The following is a 26755-nucleotide window of genomic DNA, read 5'->3' as shown; positions in this document are numbered from 1 at the left end:
TTGCGCGGCCTCCCGTATAAGCACAAAAGCCAAGGAGAACTCACCATGCGTTACGCTCACCCCGGTACTGAAGGCGCTATCGTCTCGTTCAAGAGCAAATACGGTAACTACATCGGCGGCGAGTTCGTCGCGCCTGTCAAAGGTCAGTACTTCACCAATACTTCCCCGGTCAATGGCCAGCCCATTGCCGAATTCCCGCGTTCCACGGCCGAAGACATCGAAAAAGCCCTGGACGCCGCCCACGCCGCTGCCGATGCCTGGGGCGCCACCTCGGTCCAGGCCCGTTCGCTGATCCTGCTGAAAATCGCCGACCGCATCGAACAGAACCTCGAAACCCTGGCGATCACCGAATCCTGGGACAACGGCAAGGCCGTGCGCGAAACCCTCAACGCCGACATCCCCCTGGCCGCCGACCACTTCCGCTACTTCGCCGGTTGCCTGCGGGCCCAGGAAGGCAGCGCCGCCGAGATCGACGGCAACACCGTGGCCTATCACATCCACGAGCCGCTGGGCGTGGTCGGGCAGATCATCCCGTGGAACTTCCCGCTGCTGATGGCCGCCTGGAAACTCGCCCCGGCCCTGGCCGCCGGCAACTGCGTGGTGCTCAAGCCCGCCGAGCAAACCCCACTGGGCATCTGCGTGCTCATGGAACTGATCGGTGACCTGCTGCCGCCCGGCGTGCTGAACGTAGTGCAAGGTTTCGGCAAGGAAGCTGGCGAAGCCCTGGCGACCAGCAAGCGCATCGCCAAGATTGCCTTCACCGGCTCGACCCCGGTCGGCTCGCACATCATGAAATGCGCCGCCGAAAACATCATCCCGTCCACCGTGGAACTGGGCGGCAAGTCGCCAAACATCTTCTTTGAAGACATCATGCAGGCCGAGCCGAGCTTCATCGAGAAGGCCGCCGAAGGTCTGGTGCTGGCGTTCTTCAACCAGGGTGAAGTCTGCACCTGCCCGTCCCGCGCCCTGGTGCAGGAATCGATCTACGACGAATTCATGCAAGTGGTGATGAAGAAGATCGAGCAGATCAAACGCGGCGATCCGCTGGACACCGACACCATGGTCGGCGCCCAGGCGTCCGAGCAGCAGTTCGACAAGATCCTCTCGTACCTGGAAATCGCCAAGGGCGAAGGCGCCCAGTTGCTGACCGGCGGCCAGGTGGAAAAACTCGAAGGCAACCTCGCCAGCGGGTACTACATCCAGCCGACCCTGCTCAAGGGCACCAACAAGATGCGGGTGTTCCAGGAAGAAATCTTCGGCCCGGTGGTGAGCATCACCACCTTCAAGGATGAAGCCGAAGCCCTGGCGATTGCCAACGACACCGAGTTCGGCCTCGGCGCCGGCCTGTGGACCCGCGACATCAACCGCGCCTACCGCATGGGCCGGGCCATCAAGGCCGGTCGCGTCTGGACCAACTGCTACCACCTCTACCCGGCGCACGCCGCGTTCGGCGGCTACAAGAAATCCGGCGTGGGTCGTGAAACCCACAAAATGATGCTCGATCACTACCAGCAGACCAAGAACCTGCTGGTGAGCTACGACATCAATCCGCTGGGCTTCTTCTAAGCCTGGAGCTGATCGTTCCCACGCTCTGCGTGGGAACGCCTCAACGGACGTTCTGCGTTCGGCTTGAAGGAGCGCGGAGCGCCCCAGGCTGCATTCCCACGCGGAGCGTGGGAACGATCGACAAGAAGTCCTCCATCCACACCATAGAATCAATGCCCTGTCGCTGGCATGAGCTTTGCGTATCCGCTGCACACCCCTACTGAAAGTCCAACAGATCAAAAAGAACAGCGAGGACTTATGACAACTAATACCCAACTCAAACCCACACTCGGCACCCTCCATTTATGGGGCATCGCCGTCGGCCTGGTGATCTCGGGCGAATACTTCGGCTGGAGTTACGGCTGGGGCACCGCGGGGACCCTCGGGTTTCTGATCACTGCGCTGATGGTGGCGCTGATGTACACCTGTTTCATCTTCAGCTTTACCGAACTGACCACCGCGATCCCCCACGCGGGCGGGCCGTTCGCCTACAGCCGGCGGGCCTTTGGCGAGAAAGGCGGCCTGATTGCCGGGATCGCCACGCTGATCGAATTCGTCTTTGCGCCACCGGCCATCGCCATGGCCATCGGTGCTTACCTCAACGTGCAGTTTCCGGATCTGGACCCCAAGATCGCGGCGGTCGGCGCCTACATCGTGTTCATGACTCTCAACATCCTCGGCGTCAGCATCGCCGCGGCGTTCGAGCTGGTGGTCACTGTGCTGGCGGTGGCCGAACTGCTGGTGTTCATGGGCGTGGTCGCACCGGGTTTCAGCTTCAGTAACTTCGTGCTCAACGGCTGGTCTGGTGCAAACGAGTTCAGCCTCGCTTCAATTCCGGGCATTTTTGCGGCGATCCCCTTCGCGATCTGGTTCTTCCTCGCCATCGAAGGCGCGGCCATGGCCGCCGAAGAAGCCAAGGACCCGAAACGCACGATTCCCCGTGCCTACGTCAGCGGCATCCTGACCCTGGTGTTCCTGGCCATCGGCGTAATGATCATGGCCGGTGGCGTGGGCGACTGGCGCCAGCTGTCGAACATCAACGACCCGCTGCCCCAGGCCATGAAAGCCGTGGTCGGCAATAACTCCACCTGGATGCACATGCTGGTGTGGATCGGCCTGTTCGGTCTGGTGGCAAGCTTCCACGGGATCATCCTCGGCTACTCGCGGCAGTTCTTCGCCCTGGCCCGGGCCGGCTACCTGCCACGGAGCCTGGCGAAACTGTCGCGCTTCCAGACCCCGCACCGGGCGATCCTGGCCGGCGGCGTCATCGGCATCGCGGCGATCTACAGCGATGGCCTGGTGAACCTGCAGGGCATGAGCCTGACGGCGGCGATGATCACCATGTCGGTGTTCGGCGCCATCGTGATGTACATCATCAGCATGCTCAGCCTGTTCCGGTTGCGTAAGGTCGAACCGAACCTGGAACGCACCTTCCGCGCCCCGGGCTACCCCATCGTGCCGGGCATCGCGCTGTTCCTGGCCGTGGTGTGCCTGGTAGCAATGGCCTGGTTCAATACCCTGATCGGGCTGGTGTTCCTCGCCTTCATGTTCGTTGGCTATCTGTACTTCCAACTGACCGCCAAACAACGCTCCGATGCCCCGGCGGACGCTATGCTCACAGGTATCTGACAGTGCACCGGCGCCGGGCCATAAGGCCGGCGCCAGCCTTATGGAAGTGCACGCAGAGCCTGCTGGGGGGACTGTGTTCCTTGCCTGAACACAGATCCCCTTGTGGGAGCGAGCCTGCTCGCGATAGCGGTGTATCAGTCGACAAATGTTTTACTGACCCTCCGCTATCGCGAGCAGGCTCGCTCCCACATGGGTTTCTGCGGTGTACTTGAGTTATCAAGAGAACCAGGAGGACACCGCCCATGGCCGCATTCGCCCATTCCGTCGGCGCCCAGACCTATCGTTTCGACAGCCTCAAAGAGCTGATGGCCAAAGCCAGCCCGGCGCGTTCCGGGGATTTCCTTGCCGGTGTCGCGGCGCTCAACGACGGCGAGCGCGTGGCCGCGCAAATGGCCCTGGCTGACCTGCCCCTCAGCCATTTCCTGCAAGAAATGCTGATTCCCTACGAAGCCGACGAAGTCACCCGGCTGATCGTCGACACCCACGACAAACACGCCTTCGCCGTGGTCAGCCACCTCACGGTCGGCGGCTTTCGCGACTGGCTGCTCAGTGACGCCGCCGACGAACACAGCCTGCGGGCACTGGCCCCCGGCCTGATCCCGGAAATGGTCGCCGCCGTGTCCAAGATCATGCGGGTCCAAGACCTGGTGCTGGTGGCGCAGAAAATCCGCGTGGTGACGAAATTCCGCGGCACCCTCGGCCTGCGCGGCCGCCTGTCCACGCGCCTGCAACCGAACCACCCCACCGACGAACCGGCCGGGATCGCCGCGAGCATCCTCGACGGCCTGCTCTACGGCAACGGCGACGCCATGATCGGCATCAACCCGGCCACCGACAGCACGGCCTCGATCTGCGCCATGCTGGAAATGCTCGACGCCGTCATCCAACGCTACGACATCCCGACCCAGGGCTGCGTGCTGACCCACGTCACCACCTCCATCGAAGCGGCCAACCGTGGCGTGCCCCTGGACCTGGTGTTCCAGTCCATCGCCGGCACCGAAGCGGCCAATGCCAGTTTCGGCATCAACCTCAACGTGTTGAAAGAGGGCTACGACGCCGGGCTCAGCCTCAATCGCGGCACCCTGGGCAACAACCTGATGTATTTCGAAACCGGCCAGGGCAGCGCCCTGTCGGCCAACGCCCACCACGGAGTGGATCAACAGACCTGTGAAACCCGGGCCTACGCCGTGGCACGACATTTCAACCCGTTCCTGGTCAACACCGTTGTAGGCTTCATCGGCCCGGAATACCTGTACAACGGCAAACAAATCATCCGTGCCGGCCTCGAAGACCACTTCTGCGGCAAGCTGCTGGGCGTGCCGATGGGTTGCGACATCTGCTACACCAACCACGCCGAAGCCGACCAGGACGACATGGACACCCTGCTGACCTTGCTCGGCGTGGCCGGGATCAACTTCATCATGGGCATCCCCGGCTCCGACGACATCATGCTCAACTATCAGACCACCTCGTTCCACGACGCCCTCTACGCCCGCCAGACCCTGGGCCTGAAGCCAGCGCCGGAGTTCGAGCAATGGCTGGCAAACATGGGCATCTTCACCCAGGCCGACGGCCGGGTGCGGTTCGGCGACAACCTGCCTCCGGCGTTTCGTCACGCCCTGGCGCACTTGGGATGAGTGACCTGCCGATGGACAAAAAACCTGTCGATTCGCAAAACCCCTGGCTGGAACTGCGCCGCCTGACCCCGGCGCGCATCGCCCTGGGCCGCACCGGCACCAGCCTGCCCACACAGGCGCAACTGGACTTCCAATACGCCCACGCCCAGGCGCGGGATGCGGTGCACCTGGCGTTCGACCACCAGGGCATTCGTGCCCAATTGGCCGAGCGCGGCCGCGAGAGCCTGTTGCTCCACAGCGCCGCCAGCGACCGCAACAGCTATCTGCAGCGCCCGGACCTGGGCCGACGCCTGGATGAAGCCTCGGCGCAGGCGCTGGACGATTATGCGGCGGCCCATCCTGGCGGCGTCGACCTTGCCATCGTGGTGGCCGACGGCCTGTCGGCGCTGGCGGTGCATCGCCATACCTTGCCATTCCTGGCGCGCCTGGAAGAACAGATCGCCGCCGACGGCTGGTCGGTTTCACCGGTCATCCTGGTGGAACAGGGCCGGGTCGCGGTGGCCGATGAAGTGGCTGAACGCCTTGGGGCAAAAATGTCAGTGATCCTGATTGGCGAACGCCCCGGCCTCAGCTCGCCCGACAGCCTGGGCCTGTATTTCACCTACAACCCCAAGGTCGGCCTGACCGACGCCTATCGCAACTGCATCTCCAATGTCCGGCTCGAAGGCCTGAGCTACGGCATGGCGGCCCATCGCCTGGTCTACCTGATGCGCGAGGCCTGTCGCCGACAGCTTTCCGGGGTCAATCTGAAGGACGAAGCCCAGGTGCACACTCTAGAGTCGGAAAACGGTGCCGATATGAAAGGTAATTTCCTACTGATGCCGCCCCAAAGCTGATCCGTAGATCCATTGCGTTTTTGATCCGCTTTCAGGCAGCATCAAAAGCACGGCAGCGCGCCGTTGTTGTCAGACTCTGTGTCGACCTTTGTAAACGAGACTTGCCATGCGGATTATTCAAGCGACCCTGGAACACCTGGACCTGCTGACCCCATTGTTCGTCAAATACCGGGAATTCTATGGCTCGCTGCCATACCCGGACTCGTCCCGGGCCTTTCTCGAAAAGCGCCTGCGCCGCAAGGAATCGGTGATCTACCTGGCCCTGCCCGATGACGACGACAGCAAGCTGCTGGGCTTCTGCCAGCTCTACCCAAGCTTCTCGTCGCTGTCCCTCAAGCGCGTGTGGATCCTCAACGACATCTACGTCGCCGAAGACGCCCGCCGCCAACTGGTGGCCGACCACCTGATCCGCACCGCGAAAAAAATGGCCAAGGAAACCAACGCCGTCCGCATGCGCGTCTCCACCAGCAGCAACAATGAAGTGGCGCAGAAGACCTACGAGTCCATCGGTTTCAAGGAAGACACCGAGTTCAAGAACTACGTGTTGCCAATCAGCGAAGATCTCACCTGAATGCCACTGATCGTTCCCACGCTCCGCGTGGGAACGCCGCCAGGGACGCTCCGCGTTCCGCTTCAGCAAAGGTGACGCAGAGCGTCACAGGATGCATTCCCACGCGGAGCGTGGGAACGATCAATCGATATTGCAAAAACCGAAATCCCCCGCAACAAACTCAACACGCCCATCACATTCCAGCCCGTATAATCCCGATCTTCCCGGCTTGTAAGGAAAAGCTACAAACCCAGTAGTCTTACTCAAAGCCAGACCCACAAGCCCGCCCAACCCGGCCGTCATCACAGGTGTATTGCATGGATTTCAATCCCCTCGACCTCATTCTGCATCTCGATGTGTACCTCGACATGCTGGTGACCAACTACGGCACGTGGGTTTACGCCATCCTGTTCCTGGTGATCTTCTGTGAAACCGGCCTGGTGGTAACGCCATTCCTGCCCGGTGACTCGCTGCTGTTCATCGCCGGCGCCGTAGCCGCAGGCGGCAGCATGGACCCGGTGCTGCTGGGCGGCCTGCTGATGCTGGCGGCGATCCTCGGTGACAGCACCAACTACCTCATCGGCCGCACGGCGGGCGAGAAGTTGTTCAGCAACCCCAACTCGAAAATCTTCCGCCGCGACTACCTGCAGCAAACCCACGATTTCTACGACAAGCACGGTGGCAAAACCGTGACCCTGGCGCGCTTCCTGCCGATCATCCGCACCTTCGCGCCCTTCGTCGCCGGCGTGGGGAAAATGCCCTATGCGCGCTTCTTCGGCTTCAGCGTGCTCGGCACCGTCCTGTGGGTCGGTGGCCTGGTCACCCTCGGCTACTTCTTCGGCAACGTACCCTTCATCAAGCAGAACCTGTCGCTGCTGGTGGTGGGCATCATTCTGGTATCGCTGTTGCCAATGATCATCAGCCTGGTCCGCAGTAAACTGGGCCAGCGTGCTTCGAAAGCCTGATCGCCCATGTGGTCCCTGAGCAACTGGCGCCGCCAACGCACCCTCGCCAAGCATCCCGTGGCCGAGGACACCTGGCAGCGCGTGCGTCATCACCTGAGCTTCCTCGACGGCATCAGCGCCGCCGAGGACCAGTGGCTGCGTGAAGCCTGCGTGCTGTTCCTGCGGGACAAACACCTGACCGCCCTGCCCGGCGTCGAATTGCATCAGGAACAACGCCTGCTGCTCGCCGCCCAGGCCCAATTGCCGCTGATGTACCTGGGCGAGCTGAACTGGTACCAGGGCTTCCACGAAATCGTCCTCTACCCCGACGACTTCCTCAGCCCCCAACGCCATCGCGACGCCAGCGGCATCGAACACGAATGGGACGGCGAACACAGCGGCGAAGCCTGGCCCCAAGGCCCGATCATCCTGGCCTGGGACGGCGTGCTCGCCAGCGGTGGCTGGGACGGCTACAACCTGGTGATCCACGAACTGGCGCACAAACTCGACATGCTCAACGGCGACGCCAACGGCCTGCCACCGCTGCACGCCGATATGCGGGTCAGCGACTGGGCCGAAGCCATGCAACAGGCCTTCGACGACCTCAACCGCCAACTGGACCATAACCCCGACGCCGAAACCCTCATCGACCCCTACGCAGCAGAAAACCCGGCGGAGTTCTTCGCCGTCACCAGCGAATACTTCTTCAGCGCCCCGGACCTGCTGCACCAGGCGTACCCGAAGGTCTATGCCCAACTCAAGGCGTTCTACCGCCAGGATCCTTTGGCCCGGCTGCGGCAACTTCAGGCCGAAGATCCGGTCTATCAGGCGTCATACTAAGGTCTCTAAGACCCTGGTAACGTGGCATCGATGGCTGAATATGCCTATAATCGCCGCCACTTTTGGTCAATCCGACCAGCCTTTTGGTCAACTAACGGGGACACCGCCCAATGAGTTACAGCAAGATTCCGGCTGGCAAAGACCTGCCGAACGACATCTACGTTGCGATCGAAATTCCGGCCAACCACGCCCCGATCAAATACGAAATCGACAAGGACAGCGATTGCCTGTTCGTTGACCGCTTCATGGCCACCCCAATGTTCTACCCGGCCAACTACGGTTACATCCCCAACACCCTGGCCGACGACGGTGACCCCCTCGACGTGCTGGTCGTGACCCCTTACCCAGTGGCCCCTGGCTCGGTCATCCGCGCCCGTCCGGTCGGCATCCTGAACATGACCGACGACGGCGGCGGCGATGCCAAAGTCATCGCAGTGCCACACGACAAACTGTCGCAACTGTACGTCAACGTGAAGGAATACACCGACCTGCCAGCGCTGCTGATCCAGCAGATCGAACACTTCTTCGAGAACTACAAAGACCTCGAAAAAGGCAAGTGGGTCAAGATCGAAGGCTGGGCCGGTGCTGACGCCGCTCGCGAAGCGATCACCAAGTCGGTTGCCGCCTACAAAGGCTGAAACTGATTTAAAGAAGAACCCCGGTTTGCACCGGGGTTTTTTTATGCCTTAATAGCGCTTAATACGAAAATGTATTAACAGTGTTTAATTGCGTTTATCCCACCGCTTTCAAATCCTGCAAACGGAAAGATCGTCTTATAAATTTGAACGACTTGTTTATTGCTCAAAACACAGTCGCTCCTAAACTTTCCGTTTATGAAAAAGACCTCCAGTGGCGACCGCTTCAGAGCCCTTCTCAAAGAAGCACAAATCCGATCCGCCGACTTCGCGAAGTTATACGGCGTTAAATCGCAGCACGTGAACAACTGGTTCAACCGCGGCATCCCGCCGGGTCGTATCCACAGTATCGCCGGCCTGCTGACCGTCAGCCCGCAGTGGCTCGCCCACGGCGAAGGCCCACAGACCCCGTTGGGCCTCGGCCCCGGCACCACCTATGAAGCCGCCGAGGTCCAGGGCGTCTACAGCGTGGCGGAATCCCAGGACGTCGAACTGCCCTTCTACACAGAAGCCCCTATCGCGACGGGCAGCAACAAAACCCACATCACCGAAATCCCCGACCAATCCATACGCCTGCCCCGCAGCCACCTCGAATCCCTGGAAATAAACCCCAACGACGCCATCTGCACCACCATGGTCGGTGACAGCATGGCCGAACGCATCGAAGACGGCTCGATCCTCGCCATCGACCGCGGACTCACCCAAGTCATCGACGGCCAGATCTACGCCCTCGAACACGACGGCATGCTACGCATCAAATACCTCCACCGAATCCCCGGCAACCGCCTGCGCCTACGCAGCCACAACAGCACGGCCTACCCGGACGAAGTCTTCAGCGCCGAACAGATCGAAGCGCAAAACATCAGGGTACTGGGCTGGGTATTCTGGTGGTCCACCCTCAACAAGCAACGACCGCAGGTATTCGATTGAGCCTCTGGACTAAAGGACAGTAGCCAGCGCTCCCTGCCTCAAGGAGATTGCTTGTACCAAGGAGATCCTCTGTGGCGAGGGGATTCATCCCCGCTGGGCTGCAAAGCAGCCCCCACCTTGTCCCTTGAATCACCGGTAACCCAATGATTCCACAACACTTACCCCTGGGCTTCCGAAGAAAACCCGCGTATCCTGCGCCCCACATTTGCGAGCCCATGCCTCGCACCGACAAGGCAGATCACTTTCTGACCAAGTCCCACAGCCGGCCGCAAGAGCCGGATGTACGTTTTGAAGGCTGGTAAGGTTTGTCAAAAACGAACTGAGTCAGTCAACGAGAAGCCGGCCATAAGCCGGCTTTTTAATGCCTGAAAACCAGCAGACAAACATACGCAAGGATGCTTGAAGTCACCGTAACAGTCGTACGAAAGCACGCTACTCAGCCGGCTAGGTGCAATGCCTGAACGCTCACAGTGATAACCTGCACGCTCTTCTACAAATGACATTGGATAAGTAATGGAAAGCTGTCTGAGGACACTCGGAACCAGCCTCGCTAACAGTATGGTGATCCCCGCCGCCTGGTTATCCGGCCTTACCACGACAGCACTCGTGTGGGGCGTGATTGCGTATTGGCCCGATAAGCTTACCGCCGAAGCACGCCAGCTCTTCCTGGCTTCTGTTTCTATTTTTTGCCTTTCCATATGGCATTTGATCCGGCGCAAGAGAAGAGCAAAAGCACTTGTAGCGTCCATCAACCTAAAAGAAGGTTTGAGCCTGGACGATACTCAACTGCTCGGTTTTCCAAGCCCCCTATTTTTTGTCTTTGACCTTTCCAACCAGAAACTCGCTCAATGCCAAATCGCTACCGGCGATTATCAAATTCGAGATTTCACGTGGATAACAGGCTGGCACCTCGAGTGGCGACGGATTGACCGCAGGGTATCGGGCGGGGTTCTTCGAATAGTCGATGAGGTAGGCATGAGCGTTCCAGCCGAGGAGATTCGGCGTGAATTCACAGGGTTCTCACTGGTTTTGACGGTTGCCAACTCAGGTCATCCCCCCTTCCGTTTTCCAATGAACCGGAGCGCAGCTGAAGGGTGGTGTACCCGGTGCAATGTGTTTTTCAACGGCTAGACACAAAGCCACAACGGCCCCTCCTACTCCAGTCCCTCAAAGCCCAGCTCAGACACAAATGCGCCCGGTATCATTTAGGGATTCTCGGATACGAAAAAGGTCTTGCTCAGCAAGACCTTTTTTACGCCAGGAGGCAGCGAACGCCCTGCCCTACCTCACCTCAACAATATCCAAAGCCCGATTCGCCAACAGCTCACTCAACTCAATCACCTGCAAAATTCCCAACGCCACATGTCGTCTTGACCCATCCAGATCAAACGCCAGATCACTGATCATGGCATTCGCTGAAGCCAGGTTCTCACTGAGGTTTGCAAGCAGACACTCAGAATCAACATCAGGCGCGATAAGAAACAGCGGGTGAGCGTTGTCGGATGTTTCTTTTTCAGGTGTGGGCTTCAGATAGAAGTCCAACGCTCGCGCAGCAGCGTCGTCGAGTTTTTTGTTTCGGGCCGATTGGGCGCGGGAGACGGTATCGTCTGTGGTTGGGGGATTCGGAGTAACTTTTGCCATTGTCTTGCTTCCTGTAGTTGGAGCCATCACCCGCTCGCGACTAAACGATGGGAGGCAGCTGTACGCAGGTTAGTCGACCGGGGAAACAAGAAACCGGCGCGTCCGAGGACGCCCTGCGCACAGCCACCATCGAGTGCAGGATGGGAATCCTGACTGGATGACGCCTTGCACAACCTGTTTCACCCTGGGCGACTAAACCCGATCACTGATGAGCAGTGACAGGCTTCAAACTACCGACGCGGCCCAAGGCACACAAGCCGGCGGATTCTGGCGTAGTTGTAGGCAATGGCGCAAGGCGATGTCGGTCGTGGCTAGTCTCGTGGAGTCACGATAAACAGCGGGCCGGAAGGTGGCTGATACACAGTTATCGCGAGCAGGCTCGCTCCCACAGGGGATTGGGGGTGGGCCAGGTGATCATGTTGCAGCGACGTAGCGTGTCATCCATCGTCAGGTGCTGTCTTTGTTGGGCCGCTGCTTATAAACGCCGAGCCATCAGGCATTGTTCTTTCCCCCAGGCCTCGAAGCGCTCCAACACTTCCCAGCCCAACTTGACGTAATAATGATTCTGGCTGTGGGTGTGCAGGTACAAGGTGGAAAATCCAGCCTCTCTCGCATAAGTACAAATGCCTTCGATCAACTGCGCGGCGAGCCCTCTGCGTCGGGCTTCTGGTGCGATGTAGACGCATGCCAACCATGGCCCCAGTTCTGGCCGGTCGGGCAGGTCGTTGTCGGCCAGTGAGACGCCGCCCAGCAGTTGGGCTTGCTCCGTGGCGATCAGGCATTTCCAGCGACCATCGTGTTGCCCGGCCGAGAATTCGTGCTGCCAACTGGCGAGGGATTGTTGTGCGAATTCGTAGCTGAACTCCTGATAAAGCCATTCGGCCATCAGGTCGCATTTGTCCATGTGATGACTGAGCCAATCCATTTGCAGCATGTGGGGCGTTCCTTGGGTGTTTTCTGGTGTCACTGGTGGGCAGTGGCAGGCCTCAAACTACCGACCCAACCCAAGGCGCACAAGCCCGGCGGATTCTGGCGCAGTTGCAGACAACGCTGCGAGAGTGTCGATTGAGGGGGTTGTCAGGGACATCAACGCGGCATGACCGTTGTTGGCCCCGATCCACGGCGAGTAGACTGCCTCACGGTATGCAGAACGCCACTCCACGGCGGCGTCGAACGACGGCCAACATGTCGCTGCCGGTGTACTGAAGGAGAAGAAGCATGAACCTACCGCCCGACGGGCTTCCCATCTACAGGGTGCTGACAGGCCCCGACGATGCTGCATTTTGTCATCGCGTCAGCGATGCCCTGAAAATGGGTTATGCGCTACACGGCGGTCCGGCCGTCACTTTCAATGGCGAGCGAACCATTGTCGCTCAAGCGATTATCTGGCCTTTGGGTTCAAGCACGACGGTGCCTTCTGACGAGACCAGATAGCACTAAAAAGCCATGATTCCATCCGGCAAATGGATTGGATCCAGGACTTGTCTCAAAGGGCGTAATGGGGCTATTTTGTGTTCGCATAAGAATATAGCCATTCGAAATTATGGCTTCAGCCCGGGTGCAAGCCACGCGATTCGTATCGAACAGGAAATTCGAACGCGACGCGCCACACCCTTGGACGGGCTCGTGATTTGAACAACTGGGGCAGCGTTCCCCATGACAGTCTTCCTTATTCAAACGATCCGATTTTTTCGGATTGCTGCCAATGAAAATGTATGTGGGGTGGCCATTGAGCCACGAGCACACGGATGTTCATAACCTTGCGTTATCAGTCTGATAACGCAGTGGCTTACAGGGAGGTTGACATGCTGGATCGCCAACAGTTGGAAGCGTTTGCCTGTGTCATTGAGCATAAGAGTTTTGAACGCGCAGCCTCGGCGCTCAACATCACCAGCGGTGCCATTTCGCAACGAATAAAGTCGCTGGAAAACTCGCTTTCAACCATCCTGGTCATTCGCGAAAGACCGATCCATCCCACCTCAGCCGGCCAGGCCCTACTACAACATGTCTCGGCATTGCGTTCGCTGGAACATGATGTCCTGAGGCTGCTTTCGCGCAAGGGCAATACAAATTCAAAGATTGCCATTGGTGTACATCCCGACTCGCTCAACACCTGGTTCGCCCCGCTACTGATCGAGTTGATGCGGGCCGAACAGGTCTGTGTGGAAATCATTTCCGATGACCGTTGCTCCAGTCTGAACATTCTCAAACGCGGGGATGTCCAGGGTTGCGTTTCGGTGGTTGCCGAGCCCCTCGATGGGTTTGAAGTCCATCCGCTGGGGGTCATGGAATACAAATGCGTCAGTACACCTGACTATATGCACCGCTATCTGGCCCGGGGCCTGGGCACACATTCGCTGCTCGATGCGCCGGCGATCACCCGCGGGCGTAATGACACGCGCCATGCAGCCTTCCTCCGCGAACTGCTGGGTGTTTCGATCGAGCGCTTCCCCTGTCATTACTTGCCTTCATTGCCGATGGTCCAGGATGCGGTCCTGGCGGGGCTTGGCTACACGCTGATGCCTGCGGATGTCGCCGCGCCGCTGCTCGAAGAGGGGCAGTTGGTCGATCTGATGCCGCAAAACTGCTACAGGGAACCCCTGTATTGGCATGGCTGGATGAACCATTCAGTGGTCAAGGATCTGGTGGGAAGACGCATCATCGATACCGCCAGCAAGTCCCTTCAACCCACGCCCTGTTGAGCGATCCGCAACGCCGTCAAGGCTCGTTAAGTGTTACTGCCGTGGCTTTAAAAAATCTAACGCGCCGTTTGCCCGGCATGCTTGGGCGTAGACTCAAGTGACATCAAGACAGGGTGAGCGAGAGGGTTCGTCATCGTGAAAAGTACTGTATCGGATGCTTACCACGCACACCCCATGGCCCCCGATGCCACATTGAGATGTTTGACCGACGCCATGGGGAGCGATACCTGGCAACGGGTCCTCGCCCAACGTTTTTCCAGCCCGGATGATTGTGTCGCAGAGATATTCAATTCCCGTCGGCCGGGTGGCGCCTATCGCTGTACGCGCTGGGACGGAGTGCCGTCCGGCTGGGCCGTGTACTTTCGGTTTCACGAACGCGCCGGTTACGACGGCAGCATGAAGCTGGTCCTGCACAGTGAAGACGAAGACGCCAGTTCCACTGTGTTCGATGTGCTTTCCACGGCATGCGCTTCAAAGGGAATAGAGCAAGGCGTTCACACGCTGATCAGCGTGGTGGATAGCCATATGCAACACCATGCTTCATGGTTTTCCGACAGCCCCTTCCTGTTGGGCGGCGCAGTGGGCGCACGCGGAAATTCGATGCTGAACGTGTTTTACAGGAAGTTACTAGATGATTCGGCCGGCCACTCCCGATGATTTGCCCTCCATGGTGGAAACCTACAATCAGGCCATTGCCGACAAGGTATTCGCCAACTGCGATGTCCCCCACGACTCGATTGAAAAGTTCAGGCTGACCTATTTTGGAAAAGATCGGCGCTTTGCCGTGCTTGTCTATCTATCGAGTGATGGCGATACGGTCGCGTGGGGTGCCCTGAAGCCATTTTCCGCCCGGCCCGACGACGAAACCATGGCGGAAGTCGCCGTGTATGTGCGGCGAGACATGCGCGCACGCGGGGTCGGTATTCGATTGTTGCAAGCCCTGGAGGTCTCGGCCCGGGAGGCAGGTTTCGAATCGTTGGTCGCCATTATCCTGGGGCCGAATCACGCCAGTGCTCGCGGGTGCAAGTCTCAGGGCTTTGCCGAATGTGTACGGATTCCTCGAATCGCAAGGCTGGAAAACAATCTGGTCGACATAGTCTGGCTACAGAAAAAAATGGAAGGGAATGCTCATGGTTTTGATCGTTGACGAGTCGTATCAGCTGGGAACCTTTCGTGACAACGAAGACTCCCTGCGCCGCCTGAAATCCCAGGCAGGTATTGCGCTGGACCTGGAGTTCGATCACTTGAGGCAAGCCGGCCTGACCCAGGGACAACGGGTTCTGGATGTCGGCTGCGGTCCCGGCATCATCACCACCCAGATCGCGCTTCGTGCCCAGCCAAGCCGCCTGACGGCACTGGATTGCAACGAAACCAGTATCAGCGAAACGCGCAAGCAATTGTCCAACGCCGGGATTGACGAAGCGCAGGTACGCCAATGCAACCTTTATGACGACAGCCTGACCGACCCCGGGCAGTTCGATTTCAGCTATGCGCGGATGGTTTTCCAGCACTTGTCGGACCCGTTGAGCGCCTTGCGCAATATCCACCGCAGCCTGGCCATCGGCGGGCGACTGTGTATCTGCGACATTGACGACCGGTGGTTCGGCGCGTCCCCCCAGCCGCCCGAGCTGCAGTCCTTCCTCGCTCGCGTGGCCAGGGCTCAAGCCGCTCGCGGAGGCGATCGTCACGTCGGCAGCAAGCTGGCGAGTTACCTCGAAGAAACCGGCTACGGCGACATCCGCTGCAGCATGTTGCTGGTGTCTACCTCGCTGATCGGCGCGAGCGCCTTCTGCGATCTGGTCTTTGGCTACAAGATGGAAGTGATTCCAGAAGACGAACTCGAACTGGCCCGACGCGAGATGGCCGTGATCACGCAAAGCATCGAGAGCCCGGGCGGCTGGGCGGGGATCGGCGTATTCTTCGTCTCTGGAGAAAAACAATAACTGAAAGGAATCGTGCACATGCCTGACAAAACCGAACCCAAACAGAAAATTGCTCCCACCGCGCGGATTGCATCGAGTGCGGTCCTGGAAGGCAATGTGTCCATCGGTGCCGGAACGGTCATTGGGCACGGCGCGGTCCTTGTCGCAGAAGGCGGCGCGCTGATGATCGGGGAGAACTGCATCGTCATGGAAAATGCAGTGATCCGCAGCACCGCCCATGACGACTGCCATATCGGCAATCACGTGATGGTGGGACCGCACTGCCATCTGACCGGTTGCCGCATCGAGGACGAGGTGTTTGTCGCAACCGGTGCGTCCGTTTTCAACGGCGCCCGCCTCGGCAAAGGCTCGGAGGTCCGCATCAATGGGGTGGTCCATATCAAGACCGTGCTGGAGGCAGGCACGACGGTGCCGATCGGCTGGATCGCCGTGGGTGATCCGGCGCAGCTCTTTTCCCCGGACCAGCATGATCAGATCTGGGACGTACAGAAGGACCTGGATTTCCCCCGCTACGTTTTCGGCGTTGACCGTGAAAGCGAAGGCGTCGTCAGGCAGATGATGGAGCGTTACGCACGCTTTCTGCGCAAGCAGCAGGTGGGCGATGAGTGATGTGCCCGGGGATATCGACGAACCGACGCTCATCGACGGCCATAGCCACGTCGCCTCCACACGTTTCACCCCGCTGAGTTTCCTGGAGGGGGTGGCCGATAACATCGAAGTGAAACTGCGGGCCAGCGGATTCCCGGTTTCCCGGTCGAGAATCATCGATCAGTTCCAGCGCGAATTGAGCGATCACCAGGGGGACGCCCAGATTGCCGCGATGGACAGGGCGGGCATCAGCCGCTCCGTCCTGCTGCTGCCGGACTTCTCCTTCGCGTTGCCGGACGTCGAACTGAGTATCGACGAGATGTTCCAGGAACACCGGGCCATTCTCCAGCGCCATGCCGGACGTTTCGACGTCTTTGCCGGCGTGGACCCACGTTGGGGACAGGATGGGCTTGACCTGTTCATCCGTGGCATCGAGGAGTACGGCTTCAGCGGCCTGAAGCTTTATCCACCTTGCGGATACCAGGCCGATGACCCGGCGCTGACGCCCTTCTACGAATACTGTGACGCTTATCGCCTGCCGGTATTGCTGCACATCGGGCCGACTTCCCCGGCGCTCTCCTTCGCTCCCGCCCAAGCGATGTGGGTGGACGAACCGGCGCGTCGCTACCGGAATATCCCCTTCATCCTCGCCCACGGGGCGGTCAACGATCAGGCCCAATGTATCCAGCTCTGCAAGTACCGCCCCAACGTCTACCTGGACCTGAGTGGCGCCCAGCACGCAATAGATGCCCGCGGCAACGCCCCCGTGCTGACCACGCTGTTCCAGAGCGAGATCAATCACAAGATCATCTTTGGCACGGATTGGCCCATCAATAATCATGAGGCGATCAACAAACGACTGCGCGCGTTCATCGTCGACCCGGATCAGGGTATCGGCGCTGCCGATGTTCGCCTGCTGCTTTCGGGAAACATGCAACGTCTGCTTGACGGAATCACCCCGCGCGGCCGGTGAGGACAGTGCATTGCGCTCTTGAGCGCAACGCACGGACCTGTCCGGTCATGCTCGCAGGTGGATCGGTTCCTCATCCTGTAAACGGTCGACAAAGAATGTACGAAAGGGTGAAGGGTGACGCAGGCTGCGTCCCTGTTGAATGAGCTGTCTTGCACGATCGAATTGCCGGGCCCGTATGGCCGCCTCGATCGTGGTCAGTTCCAGCAGATCACGTTGCGCATTGCTGCCGCCAATGGCCCGCACCGCCGGCAATATCTTGCTCAACAATTCCAGGGCACTGTCGTAGTCCTCTTGCTGGAAGGCAATCAGCCCCCGGCAAACAGTGCGAGTCACGTTGGCAATCATCGGGACCTTGGCATACGTGGCGTCGATACGTCGCAAGATGCGCTGCACCAGCACTTGGTGATTGGAGCTGGCCATCGCCATGATCGAATGCACATCGTTGAACCAGTACTGTGATTGATCGATGGACGGCATCCAGTATTGCGCCACTTCCTGCCACAGTTCGGAGACATCCACCCCCGTCAGCGACAAGCGCCACAACAGGCTGACTGCGTCCAGATCCTCATATCCGTCTGGGTCGTTCTTGATCCTGATTTTCTGATGAAAAGTCTGCAGGACCGCATCCGGGCGTTGCATGTAGAGGTTGAACAGCGCGTGATGCCACCACAAATGAATGCGCATGCAGAGGTTGTCAGCCCAATTACGCTCGGTGTCGTCCAGCCACTTCAGCGTTTGGGCGTACTGCCCACGCTCGTAGCCGACGTGACAGGCGGCATGGATCGCATAGATGTCCCGAGGGTTGATCGCCAGCGCGCACTCGGCCGCGATACTCGCGGCGTCATAGTCGCCGTTCTCCACCAGGGCAAAGGCTTCGATGCCCCGCACGTACCCATACAGCGGATGCGCGGGTCCCCAGAAGGGCCTTATCGCGACCACGGTTTCGCGCATCCGCTCGGTCCATCCCATGTTGAACTCCAGCATATGCACGCTGAACAAGGCCACGATGTCGCGCGGATGCTGGACCAGCAGTTCGCGCCAGCAGGCGTGGGCCAGATCATAGTCCTGGTTGACCCAGTGATTGCAGGCCGCCAGATGCCCTCGCTCACGAGGGTTCAACTGTTCAGGGTCGAGGCTGCCCAGCAGCAGCGTGGCCTGCTGGATCTGCCGGTCTTCCATGCTCGATAACCTGACGACACTTTCGATCAACCGAGAAATCGGGCAACGCACTTCGCGCCGCTGCAGGAGTGGGAGTGGATCGAACTCCATTCCAAGAATGCCCGTCAGGGCAGTCTCCAATTCGTCTGCTTCGGCGGCGTCCTGCACTCGCACAGGCACACCGCGAGAATCAATGAACTCGATCATAAAAAATCCTTCCCTGTGGGTCTCTGCGTCGGCCTGGGCATGCTCAGGCGGCCAGTTCAGCGAGCCTGGCCGGGGTGATACCGTCGACCAGCGCGGCCGGGTTGATCTCGCGGTCGAGCCGCTCATGGACCAGGTTCAGTATCGCGATCAACAGCATCGAGTTGCCTCCGGCGTCGAAGAAGTCCGCCTGGTCGGTTTGCGCCGGATGCTTGAGCACTTCGGCCCAAATGGCGTGGACCGTCGACAACGTATGGGTGTCGGTCGGAGTGTGCAGTTCCTGGGTTGGCATGTTCATGGGCATTCCTCCAGAGAGCGATATTGGATGAGTCACGGTTGATGTTTGTATTGAGCAAGCAGGTTGGCGCGCAGGTTGGGGGCATCGATCGAGAACAGGAATTTCTGGTCCTCGGCCGGCGTGTTCTGTCGGGCATAGTCGACATAGTTGAGTAACGTATCTGCCGAGAAGCAATGCCCGCAGCGCGCCACGTTATCCAGGTACAGCTGCCGACGCGAAAACCCGAGACGGGTTTCCTTGAGCTGCGTCACGGGGCGGAAGATGTTGTTGCAAAACACTTTGCTGATATCGGCCAGGGTTACCGCGCTAGCCTCCAGTACGTCAGTCAGGATGCGCCCGTAAAGCTCAGGCTCGTCTTTCCCGTGATTGGAGGTGATCGGATCCTGGCTGACACCGAAACGCGCGGACACTATTTCCAGGCCCGGCCCATCGCAACGGGTCACCAGGCAACTGGCCGCCGAATCGCTGAGCAAGGCAAAGTTGTTGAAGCGTATGGACTCGTCGTAGACCTTGTCGGCGGTGATGATCAGGATGTTGTTGTAGATCCCGCTGCGCACCATGCTTTCAGCCATCACGATCGCACTCATGAAACTGATGCAGTTGTTCAGCGTGATGCCGATGGGAAACGCTTTCTTCAGTTCCAGACGTTCATACAGTCGAACGTTGTAATTGATGTACTCGATCTCGTTTCCCGGAAAACAGGTCGAGCAGAACATGACGAAATCGACATCGTCCGAAGATACGCGGCTCTGGGCCAGGGTCTGGCGAGCGGACCTGATGCCCAGGTCGAATATATCGCCGTCGGTCTTGAAGTAACTTCCCCAGCCAAATACCGAGGGTTCATCCGGATAACCAAAGCGATCAAGCATATTCTTGAAGTCAGGCACATCGTGATAAGGACGTTCGACTTCACCCAAGGCGTAGGAACAAGCGTCAATCATTATGCGCATGCGCATTCGTCCTTATACAGAACAGGGCCGGAGACAATCCGGCCCGAGAGTGATCAGGCAGGGATGAACGGCTCGCCCAGCATGTTCTTTTCGCGAATGCGGTTATGGGTATAGCGGTTCTCGCCCGACACTACGACAGCGCCATAGTTTTCGAGGCTGACCTCTCCACCGAACTCGTGGAGCATGTCGGTATCGGGGTGAATGAGCACCTCTGGCGGCACGTAGCGAGCGGAATAGCCCAGGCGCATCTTGTCGGTCAGGCCCAGGTGCGGAAGCGAGGAATGCAGCACCGTCGACCAGAAAATCACGCATTCGCCGGCTTTCATCTCGAAGTAGACCGCTTTCGACTCGTCAGGCTTCCAATCCGGATCGACTTGCAGATCGCGGTAGTCGTAACCCCACAACCCACGACGAACACCGTCCTTGACGAGGTCGTTGTTTTTTTCCGGATTGAATATCAGACGCTTATCTTCGTCGTAATGCATCATGTTGTGGGTGCCGGGGACGATCGCCATACAGGCCGTGTCTTTCATCGTGTCGGTGAAAGCGGTCCAGGCGGTCAGCGTCCCGCGACGCCCCGAGTCATCAGGCCAGATGATATGAGGGCGCCCCGCCACCCCAGCGAAGGTGTTTGCCTGGTGCCAGTCGGTCCCGGCATCTCCCGGGTACTTCGAGAAGAACTCGGTCCGCCAGCACAGCAAGTCTTTGCCCATGAGACTACGCACTTTATGTACGATCTTGGGGTTACAAACATGTTGACCGAGAAAAGGAATATCCAGATGCCGGTCATAGTTGGCGAGGTTATTACTGCCTGAGTTGGAGATTGTATTGTCGGAATAAACCGCATTGCTGCGATCCAGTGTCTGCAGGCGCACCGTTCGCCATTGCCGTTCCATCTCTTCAGGCTCGTAGACCTTGAACGGCTTTACGTATCCATTCTTGAAGAAAAAAGCAATTTCCTCATCGCTAAGTCCGAAGTCTTCTTTTAACGCGTCCAAGGTAAATCTCCTTGCCTTCTCAGTGTGGAAGATCAATGTTTGCGTGACGACTCAGTTGAATACGCAAGTTTCGTATCGGGACGATATGTTCTTGCGCTGCAGCTTCAGGTTCCGGGTCAGCAAACCGTTCTCGGCGGTGAACGGCTCGGTGGACAGGAAATAGTTGCGTATCGGTACGCTGGCACCGACGTTGTAATCGCTGATGGTTTTTTCAATCAGTTGCCGGGCGCTCGAATCGATCTGTTCGACCACCAGCAACATCCCCAGGTGAGGCCGACGGGCACCCAGCGCGACGGCATACTGCACACAAGGCAGGCTGTTGAATGATTGTTCGACGGCAGTGGGATGAACTTTCTGGCCACCCGAGGTGATGATCGTGTCGTTCTTGCGACCCTCGATGAAAATAAAACCCTCATCGTCGATGCGACCGACGTCGCCCGTGGCGATCGCGACCTCATCCCGATACACCGCTTGCTCGACATCAACAGGCTGGTCCACATAACCGCAGGTCAACCGTTGACTCGACCTGAGTAGAATTTCCCCGTCACTTTCCAGCGTCACGCTGCCTGGAACCAGCGCCCGTCCCACCGAACCGGGCCGGTTATGCTGGAGGGTGTTGACTGCGATAGGGCCGTACTCCGTCATGCCATAGGCTTCGAGCAGCGGCAGCCCACCAGCGCGATACCCCTCCAGGATGGCCGACGGCAGTGCAGCCATGCCACTCCACATCTGCCGCATGCCCGTACCGAACAGCTCACACAGTTTCTCGCCGCGTCCATCCGCCAGGCGCCACATCGAGTCATAAAAAAGCGGAGGGGCCAGAAACAGGCTGGGGGACGTTTGCTTCAGGGCCTGCATGACGTTCTGCATGTCACTGAGAACAATATCGATGCCGGTATCGATGCAGCCGTAGATCAACAACTTCTGCTGATAATTGGAGAGGGGCAGGAAGATCAGGAAACTGTCGTCTTGCCGGGCATCGATGGCTGAAAAAAACTGCCGGGCATTCAGCAGGACGGTCGCGTTATTGACGCGAATTTTCTTCTCTTTGCCGCTCGTCCCGGACGAAAAGATAATGGGTCCCGCGACCGGAGCGAATGCATTCGAACAGGCCGGGTTACGGAACAGGCTCATCCCCTGCAGTGTTCCAATGGGTTCCCACGAACCGGTGTCCACCCCATCACTGTGCAAGATGCTGACCAGTAGAAAGGCTATGTTCTGCTGGCCGATGTCGGCCAGGGCGCTCCCCGCGGTTTTCTCGGGAACCTGCAGCGTGATACAGCCGATATTCAACAAGGCAAGATCCAGCAAAAAAGCCGCCTTGCCGTTTTCGGCGACCATTGCGACCTGCATACCCGCCTCCAGGCCGAACTCGCCGAGCTGCTGCGAGACAAGCGAAACAGCCTGGTGCAAGTCAGAAAACCGGATACGTTCCATTTCAGTACGTCCATGAAACACAACCGTGTTGCGCGGGTTCTCTTTCAACTTTGAAATCAGTGTTTGCAGTCCTTCACTTCTCACGCTGCTCGCTCCTGCGTCCGATGTCATCGGTGGTCAGAGCCTACTACCGGCAACCGCGCTCGTGGCGTTGCGTTAGGTTTTTGCAATGGCCTTTAGTTTTGCTAACGCAAGTTGCGGAGCGTGTCGGGGCCTGGGTATTTTCAGGCGTCCTCGTAGCGCCTTTCAGCCGATCATGAAGGCGATGGCTTGCGGTTTTTCTCGAAGACATCGTTCGACGGTCCCTGCTTCGTCACTCACCGGTCACGCGATTGGCCCCACCGGAGTTCCATTCATGTCGTCGCGAAACTTGCTGTTCTACGGTGTCGTAGCGCTGTCCACGGCTTGTGACCAGGCTGTACTGACTGGCGTGATCTGGATGTCGCTCAAACTGTCCGGTTCGAGCGTCCCCCTGGGTGTCGTCCTGTGTCTCTCGGTGGCTGTACCGTTCGCGCTGGACCTGGTGAGCCGAGGGCGAGCGGCCAACATCGGCGCCGCCTGGCTGGTCGCGTTGCGTGTCGCCGCCTTTGTCATTGCGGCACTCTTTGCCTGGTTTGGACTGGCTGCGGCTCTCGGTGTATTCCTGCTGATCGCATTGATGGTGGGTACGGTCGACTTCCTCACAGCCAGCTCCCTGGAAATCGAGAATACCCGCCGGGTCGTCGCCGGCTGGCTACCGGCGGACGATGCCGCGCGCTATATGCAAACCGCCATCCAGGTCGGTGGCTTCACGGGCTCGTTGGCCGGAGGAGCACTGTTGGGCCTGCTCGATGATTCGGTCTTTCTGATCGCCGTGGCACTGACGGGCGCGGCCCTCAGCCCGGTCTTGCTCGCTGGCAGGATGAAACGCAGCGCAGCGATCCAGACTCCAGGCCCTGCACCCACGCAGGCCAGGACAACCTCTGACGATACCTTCGAAATGCCTTACGGCTGGATGGCCTGCCTTGGGCTGATTGCCCTGCATATCGGCGCATTCAACAGCATGATGCCCGTCGTCTATCAGCAAGTTAACCATTGGAGCCCCACCAGTTTCGGCATCGCTTCCGGCGTCGCGGGTATCGGGGCCTTCCTGGCCGCGCTGATGCCGCTGGGCAAACACCGCCTGGTGATGTTCGCGACCTGTCTGATCGTGGTCGACGCGCTGATGGTCCTGGCGCCCCAAGTGCTGCTTTCGCTGGTCGGGGCATTTCTGGTCGGATTCGTCACCAACCACCTGCGAATCGCCGTTCGCAGCCAATTGATGCGCTGCGCGAACAACGATGCCCAGGCGGCATTGGTGGGCAGTCGCAGCACGTTCTGTGCGTACTCGATGCAGGCCACCGGCCCTTTGTTATTGACCTTTGCAACCTCGGCATCGGTCTTCGGTCCGGCATCCGGCCCAGGGCTGATGATCGGCACCGGCCTGGTCACCGCCATTGGGCTGCTGGGGCTGGCTCAGTTGCGTCGAGCCTCGCAGCCCGTTCCGCTGGCGCGTTCATGATTGATTGACGGAGGCACCCGATGAGTTCCACAGACCTTGAAACCGATCGAAACACCGTACTCGCACAGATCTACCAATTGATGAAGGAAGTGGCGCCCCAGAGCGTCCAGGTCAACCCTGAGTTGTCTTTTCTCGAAGCAGGTGTTGACTCGATGAAGCTGATGCTCCTGGTGACGCGCCTGGAAGACGCCTTTCAAATCGAGTTCGAAACCGACCATCTGGCCCCCCAGTTCCTGGGCAGCCCGGCGTCCGTCGCCGGGCTTCTCCTGAACCACTACCTGACTGCCTAGGCCAAGGATTGCCCGTCATGGAAGAACAACAGTTCCCCTACGATGTACATCTGTACGACCGGCGTTTCCTCAACTGCTTCCAGCGTCATGCCGTTGTGTTCATGAAGCGCCTGGGCATTGAAGTGGACTGGTTTTTTTATAACGCGCTGCCTGCGGTGGACGACATCTTCCAGCAAATGGTGGTGGAGAACAAAGCCAAGTACGCGCTGCAAAGTCCCTATTTCGCCGCCGACGACCTGGCACTGCTGGGCATACGTTTTCATGAGCGCAAGGCCGAATGCCTGGATGATCTGCTGCCCGTCATCCATCAGCAGATCCAGGCTTACGGCTGCGCCTTCCTGTCGGGGGATGTGTATTACTTTGCCCACTGTCCCGAATACCGCAGCTCACATGCGCAGCACGTTGTCGTGCTGCGCCAGGCCAATGCCGATGGCAGCTGGGATATCGTCGATGACAACCCCGCCAGCGTGCTGTGCGAGTACCGATACCCCCAGGAGGTGCTTGATCAGTTCTTCCAGAATGAGGGCAGTCGGCGAATGTTTTGCCTGGAATGGACGCCGACTCAACAACACGATGTCGACGCGGCATTCCGACAGCGGCATCAGGCATTCCTGGATAACTTCCAGGCGCAACCCTGGTTCTACGCCCACCTGGAACAGCTGCTCGACAATCCCCTGGCCTGCAACACGACCAAGTTTCGCGCGCTGCATGATGTGTTCACGCTCCTGGCCGGCTCCCGCCATTGCTTTACCCGGTACCTGTCGATGACGGGTGTACCCGAGGCGACCATAGAGCGGGTCGAGCGGTTTGCCAAAGAAGCCGGTGTGCTCAAAGGCTTGATGGTCATGGCGCAAATTACCGGCAAGGTTCGTCGTCGCGACCTGATCGACCGTTGCGCCGCCCTGGAAGGACTGGAGGCCGAATACCTCGGCGATCTGCGTTCGCAGCATCAACTAAGGATGGCCCGGGCCTGACCGGCCCGCCCGCGCCGAGGGGACGCCGTCAATGCGGCCTGTCGTCCGGGGCGGAATGCCAGGCGGACAGCGCTCCCCGCTTCCTGTTTCCCGGGTCGTTCAACCCAACGTATTCAGGCACACCACCTTCGGTTGGGTCATTTCCTCGTAGGCAAACCGCACCCCTTCCCGCCCCAGGCTGCCGTATTTGGAGCCGCCGAACGGCATCGCATCAAAACGAAAATCGGAGGAGTCGTTGATCATCACGCCTCCGGCTTCGATTCGGCGTGCGGCGCTCATGGCGGTGGCAAGGTCGTTGGTGAAGATGCCGGCGTGGAGGCTGTAGTCGGGCTCGTTAGCCAGGGCGATGGCTTCGTCGAAGGTGTCGAAGGGCTGCAACACCACCACCGGGGCGAAGACTTCGTTGCGCCAGAGGCGGCTGGCGTGGTCGACGTTTTCCAGGACGGTGGCGGCGTAGCAGGCGCCTTGGCGGCGGTGGCCGCAGAGTAAGGTGGCGCCTTCTTGCAGGGCCTCGTTCACCACATGCTCGGCATTTTGTGCGGCTTGCGGGGTGATCATCGGGCCGATGTCAGTGTCGGCCAGCAAGGGATTGCCCACCACCAGCGCTTGGGCCTGGCTGACGAAACATTCGCGGAAGGCTGCGTAGATCGGCGCCTGGATCAGCAGGCGTTGGGTGCCGATGCAGTTCTGGCCGGCAGCCCAGAAGGCGCCGGACAGGCAACTTTCAACGGCCGCGTCGAGGTCGCAATCGCCCATGACGATGACCGGTGCGTTGCCGCCCAGGTCCATGGCGAGTTTCTTCAGGCCGGCGGTGCGGGCGATTTGTTCGCCGGTGACGAAGCCGCCGGTGAAGGAGATCATGCGCACCTCGCGGGCGGCGACCAGGGCTTTGCCGAGTTCGGCGCGGCCGGTGGCGACGGTGACCACGGACTCAGGCAAACCCGCCGAAACCAGATACGAGACCAATTTGAGGGCCGACAACGGCGTCAGCTCGGACGGTTTGAGAATCACCGCGTTGCCGCCGGCAATGGCCGGGCCGAGTTTGTGGGCCACCAGGTTCAGCGGGTCGTTGTAGGGGGTGATGGCAACGATCAGGCCCAGGGGCTCGCGGGAGAACCAGCCCTGGCGCGATTCGGCGCCGTCATAGGCGTCGAACGGCACCACTTCTCCGGCGTTGCGCCGGGCTTCTTCGGCGGACAACTTGAGGGTGTTGACGCAGCGTTTGACTTCCTTTTCCGCCTGTTTGAGGGTCTTGCCGGCCTCGTCGACAATCAGCCGGGCAAACGCCTGGGCGTCGCGCTGGATGTTCGATGCCGCCTGTTCGAGGATGCTGGCGCGGCGATGACGGGGTAGCGCGGCGCAGGTGCGCGCGCCGCTGCGGCCGGTCGCCAGCAACTGCGGGACCTGGGAGGCGCAGACATCCGCCACGGTGCCGACGACGCTGCCGTCAAAGGGGTTGAGGACGTCGATGTGCGCTTGCGTCACGGCCAGGGCCAGTCGAGATACGTTCATG

The 26755-nt window shown here is 59.4% G+C and carries 28 protein-coding genes; 20 read left to right on the top strand and 8 right to left on the bottom strand.

Annotation, left to right across the window (positions count from 1 at the left end; genetic code table 11):
* The first annotated feature begins 45 nt into the window (after window positions 1–45).
* The 10 genes from FGE05_RS25085 to FGE05_RS25040 all read left to right on the top strand — a co-directional run bounded on the left by FGE05_RS25085 (window position 46) and on the right by FGE05_RS25040 (window position 10677).
* Window positions 46–1566, top strand: coding sequence for an aldehyde dehydrogenase family protein (locus FGE05_RS25085; protein WP_053191367.1), 1521 nt, complete (start codon window positions 46–48; stop codon window positions 1564–1566).
* Between the two features lie 237 nt (window positions 1567–1803).
* On the top strand, window positions 1804–3174 hold the full coding sequence (gene eat / locus FGE05_RS25080; protein ID WP_139649177.1) for an ethanolamine permease: 1371 nt from the start codon (window positions 1804–1806) through the stop codon (window positions 3172–3174).
* Between the two features lie 242 nt (window positions 3175–3416).
* On the top strand, window positions 3417–4811 hold the full coding sequence (locus FGE05_RS25075; protein WP_139649175.1) for an ethanolamine ammonia-lyase subunit EutB: 1395 nt from the start codon (window positions 3417–3419) through the stop codon (window positions 4809–4811).
* Between the two features lie 11 nt (window positions 4812–4822).
* A complete protein-coding gene (eutC, locus tag FGE05_RS25070; protein WP_053191469.1) occupies window positions 4823–5647 on the top strand; it encodes an ethanolamine ammonia-lyase subunit EutC in 825 nt (274 codons plus the stop codon).
* Between the two features lie 106 nt (window positions 5648–5753).
* The gene (locus FGE05_RS25065) at window positions 5754–6218 is read left to right on the top strand and encodes an N-acetyltransferase (RefSeq protein WP_024780096.1); all 465 of its coding nucleotides are present in this window, start codon (window positions 5754–5756) and stop codon (window positions 6216–6218) included.
* A gap of 296 nt (window positions 6219–6514) precedes the next feature.
* Window positions 6515–7162 carry a DedA family protein gene (locus FGE05_RS25060; RefSeq protein ID WP_139649173.1) on the top strand — a complete coding sequence of 216 codons (648 nt, stop codon included), beginning with the start codon at window positions 6515–6517 and terminating at the stop codon, window positions 7160–7162.
* 6 nt (window positions 7163–7168) lie between these two features.
* Window positions 7169–7981, top strand: coding sequence for a zinc-dependent peptidase (locus FGE05_RS25055; protein ID WP_139649171.1), 813 nt, complete (start codon window positions 7169–7171; stop codon window positions 7979–7981).
* 110 nt (window positions 7982–8091) lie between these two features.
* Window positions 8092–8619 (top strand): inorganic diphosphatase, encoded by a 528-nt coding sequence (gene ppa, locus FGE05_RS25050; protein ID WP_139649169.1) that lies wholly within the window; start codon window positions 8092–8094, stop codon window positions 8617–8619.
* Window positions 8620–8814: 195 nt separating this feature from the next.
* Window positions 8815–9546: a helix-turn-helix transcriptional regulator gene (locus FGE05_RS25045; protein ID WP_139649167.1), complete on the top strand. Its 732-nt coding sequence runs from the start codon at window positions 8815–8817 to the stop codon at window positions 9544–9546.
* A gap of 513 nt (window positions 9547–10059) precedes the next feature.
* A complete protein-coding gene (locus FGE05_RS25040) occupies window positions 10060–10677 on the top strand; it encodes a hypothetical protein (RefSeq protein WP_139649165.1) in 618 nt (205 codons plus the stop codon).
* Window positions 10678–10827: 150 nt separating this feature from the next.
* Here the strand turns inward: FGE05_RS25040 and FGE05_RS25035 are convergent, their stop codons facing one another.
* Window positions 10828–11187, bottom strand: coding sequence for a DUF6124 family protein (locus FGE05_RS25035; RefSeq protein ID WP_053191369.1), 360 nt, complete (start codon window positions 11185–11187; stop codon window positions 10828–10830).
* A 475-nt stretch (window positions 11188–11662) separates the two neighbouring features.
* Window positions 11663–12121 (bottom strand): GNAT family N-acetyltransferase, encoded by a 459-nt coding sequence (locus FGE05_RS25030; RefSeq protein WP_139649163.1) that lies wholly within the window; start codon window positions 12119–12121, stop codon window positions 11663–11665.
* A gap of 284 nt (window positions 12122–12405) precedes the next feature.
* Between FGE05_RS25030 and FGE05_RS25025 the strand changes: the two genes are divergently transcribed.
* From FGE05_RS25025 to FGE05_RS24995, 7 genes are all read left to right on the top strand, one after another.
* Window positions 12406–12621 carry a DUF1737 domain-containing protein gene (locus tag FGE05_RS25025; protein ID WP_041022316.1) on the top strand — a complete coding sequence of 72 codons (216 nt, stop codon included), beginning with the start codon at window positions 12406–12408 and terminating at the stop codon, window positions 12619–12621.
* 371 nt (window positions 12622–12992) lie between these two features.
* Window positions 12993–13889, top strand: coding sequence for an HTH-type transcriptional regulator ArgP (gene argP, locus FGE05_RS25020; RefSeq protein WP_041022317.1), 897 nt, complete (start codon window positions 12993–12995; stop codon window positions 13887–13889).
* Window positions 13890–14063: 174 nt separating this feature from the next.
* Window positions 14064–14546 (top strand): hypothetical protein, encoded by a 483-nt coding sequence (locus tag FGE05_RS25015; RefSeq protein WP_139649159.1) that lies wholly within the window; start codon window positions 14064–14066, stop codon window positions 14544–14546.
* Complete coding sequence (locus tag FGE05_RS25010; RefSeq protein ID WP_024780084.1) at window positions 14521–15036, top strand: GNAT family N-acetyltransferase; 516 nt, start codon at window positions 14521–14523, stop codon at window positions 15034–15036. Before FGE05_RS25015 ends, FGE05_RS25010 begins: the two co-directional genes overlap by 26 nt.
* Window positions 15020–15832, top strand: coding sequence for a class I SAM-dependent methyltransferase (locus FGE05_RS25005; protein WP_176563035.1), 813 nt, complete (start codon window positions 15020–15022; stop codon window positions 15830–15832). Before FGE05_RS25010 ends, FGE05_RS25005 begins: the two co-directional genes overlap by 17 nt.
* An 18-nt stretch (window positions 15833–15850) precedes the next feature.
* On the top strand, window positions 15851–16441 hold the full coding sequence (locus tag FGE05_RS25000; protein ID WP_139649155.1) for a gamma carbonic anhydrase family protein: 591 nt from the start codon (window positions 15851–15853) through the stop codon (window positions 16439–16441).
* A complete protein-coding gene (locus FGE05_RS24995; RefSeq protein WP_052435114.1) occupies window positions 16434–17393 on the top strand; it encodes an amidohydrolase family protein in 960 nt (319 codons plus the stop codon). Before FGE05_RS25000 ends, FGE05_RS24995 begins: the two co-directional genes overlap by 8 nt.
* Window positions 17394–17438: 45 nt before the next feature.
* Here the strand turns inward: FGE05_RS24995 and FGE05_RS24990 are convergent, their stop codons facing one another.
* The 5 genes from FGE05_RS24990 to FGE05_RS24970 are packed head-to-tail and all read right to left on the bottom strand — an operon-like array spanning window position 17439 to window position 22549.
* Window positions 17439–18758: a tetratricopeptide repeat protein gene (locus FGE05_RS24990; protein WP_139649154.1), complete on the bottom strand. Its 1320-nt coding sequence runs from the start codon at window positions 18756–18758 to the stop codon at window positions 17439–17441.
* Window positions 18759–18801: 43 nt separating this feature from the next.
* Window positions 18802–19053: an acyl carrier protein gene (locus FGE05_RS24985; protein WP_041022321.1), complete on the bottom strand. Its 252-nt coding sequence runs from the start codon at window positions 19051–19053 to the stop codon at window positions 18802–18804.
* A 32-nt stretch (window positions 19054–19085) separates the two neighbouring features.
* On the bottom strand, window positions 19086–20003 hold the full coding sequence (locus tag FGE05_RS24980; protein ID WP_175386566.1) for a hypothetical protein: 918 nt from the start codon (window positions 20001–20003) through the stop codon (window positions 19086–19088).
* 53 nt (window positions 20004–20056) lie between these two features.
* Window positions 20057–21001, bottom strand: a complete 945-nt coding sequence (locus FGE05_RS24975) for a chlorinating enzyme (protein ID WP_041022323.1) — start codon at window positions 20999–21001, stop codon at window positions 20057–20059.
* 51 nt (window positions 21002–21052) lie between these two features.
* A complete protein-coding gene (locus FGE05_RS24970; RefSeq protein WP_139649150.1) occupies window positions 21053–22549 on the bottom strand; it encodes an AMP-binding protein in 1497 nt (498 codons plus the stop codon).
* A 244-nt stretch (window positions 22550–22793) separates the two neighbouring features.
* Here FGE05_RS24970 and FGE05_RS24965 point away from each other — a divergent pair, with 244 nt between their 5' ends.
* The 3 genes from FGE05_RS24965 to FGE05_RS24955 are packed head-to-tail and all read left to right on the top strand — an operon-like array spanning window position 22794 to window position 25242.
* Window positions 22794–23978, top strand: coding sequence for a hypothetical protein (locus FGE05_RS24965; protein WP_139649148.1), 1185 nt, complete (start codon window positions 22794–22796; stop codon window positions 23976–23978).
* 20 nt (window positions 23979–23998) lie between these two features.
* Window positions 23999–24268 carry an acyl carrier protein gene (locus tag FGE05_RS24960; protein WP_024780075.1) on the top strand — a complete coding sequence of 90 codons (270 nt, stop codon included), beginning with the start codon at window positions 23999–24001 and terminating at the stop codon, window positions 24266–24268.
* A gap of 17 nt (window positions 24269–24285) precedes the next feature.
* Window positions 24286–25242, top strand: a complete 957-nt coding sequence (locus tag FGE05_RS24955; protein WP_139649147.1) for a hypothetical protein — start codon at window positions 24286–24288, stop codon at window positions 25240–25242.
* A 99-nt stretch (window positions 25243–25341) separates the two neighbouring features.
* Here FGE05_RS24955 and FGE05_RS24950 read toward each other — a convergent pair whose 3' ends face one another.
* Window positions 25342–26754: an aldehyde dehydrogenase family protein gene (locus tag FGE05_RS24950; protein WP_139649145.1), complete on the bottom strand. Its 1413-nt coding sequence runs from the start codon at window positions 26752–26754 to the stop codon at window positions 25342–25344.
* Between the last annotated feature and the right edge of the window lies 1 nt (window position 26755).

The organism is Pseudomonas sp. ICMP22404 (assembly GCF_006227205.1).
In the GTDB taxonomy this organism is placed as follows: domain Bacteria; phylum Pseudomonadota; class Gammaproteobacteria; order Pseudomonadales; family Pseudomonadaceae; genus Aquipseudomonas.
Note: the sequence above shows the minus strand (reverse complement) of the source record. Positions and strands in the feature narration are given on the sequence as shown.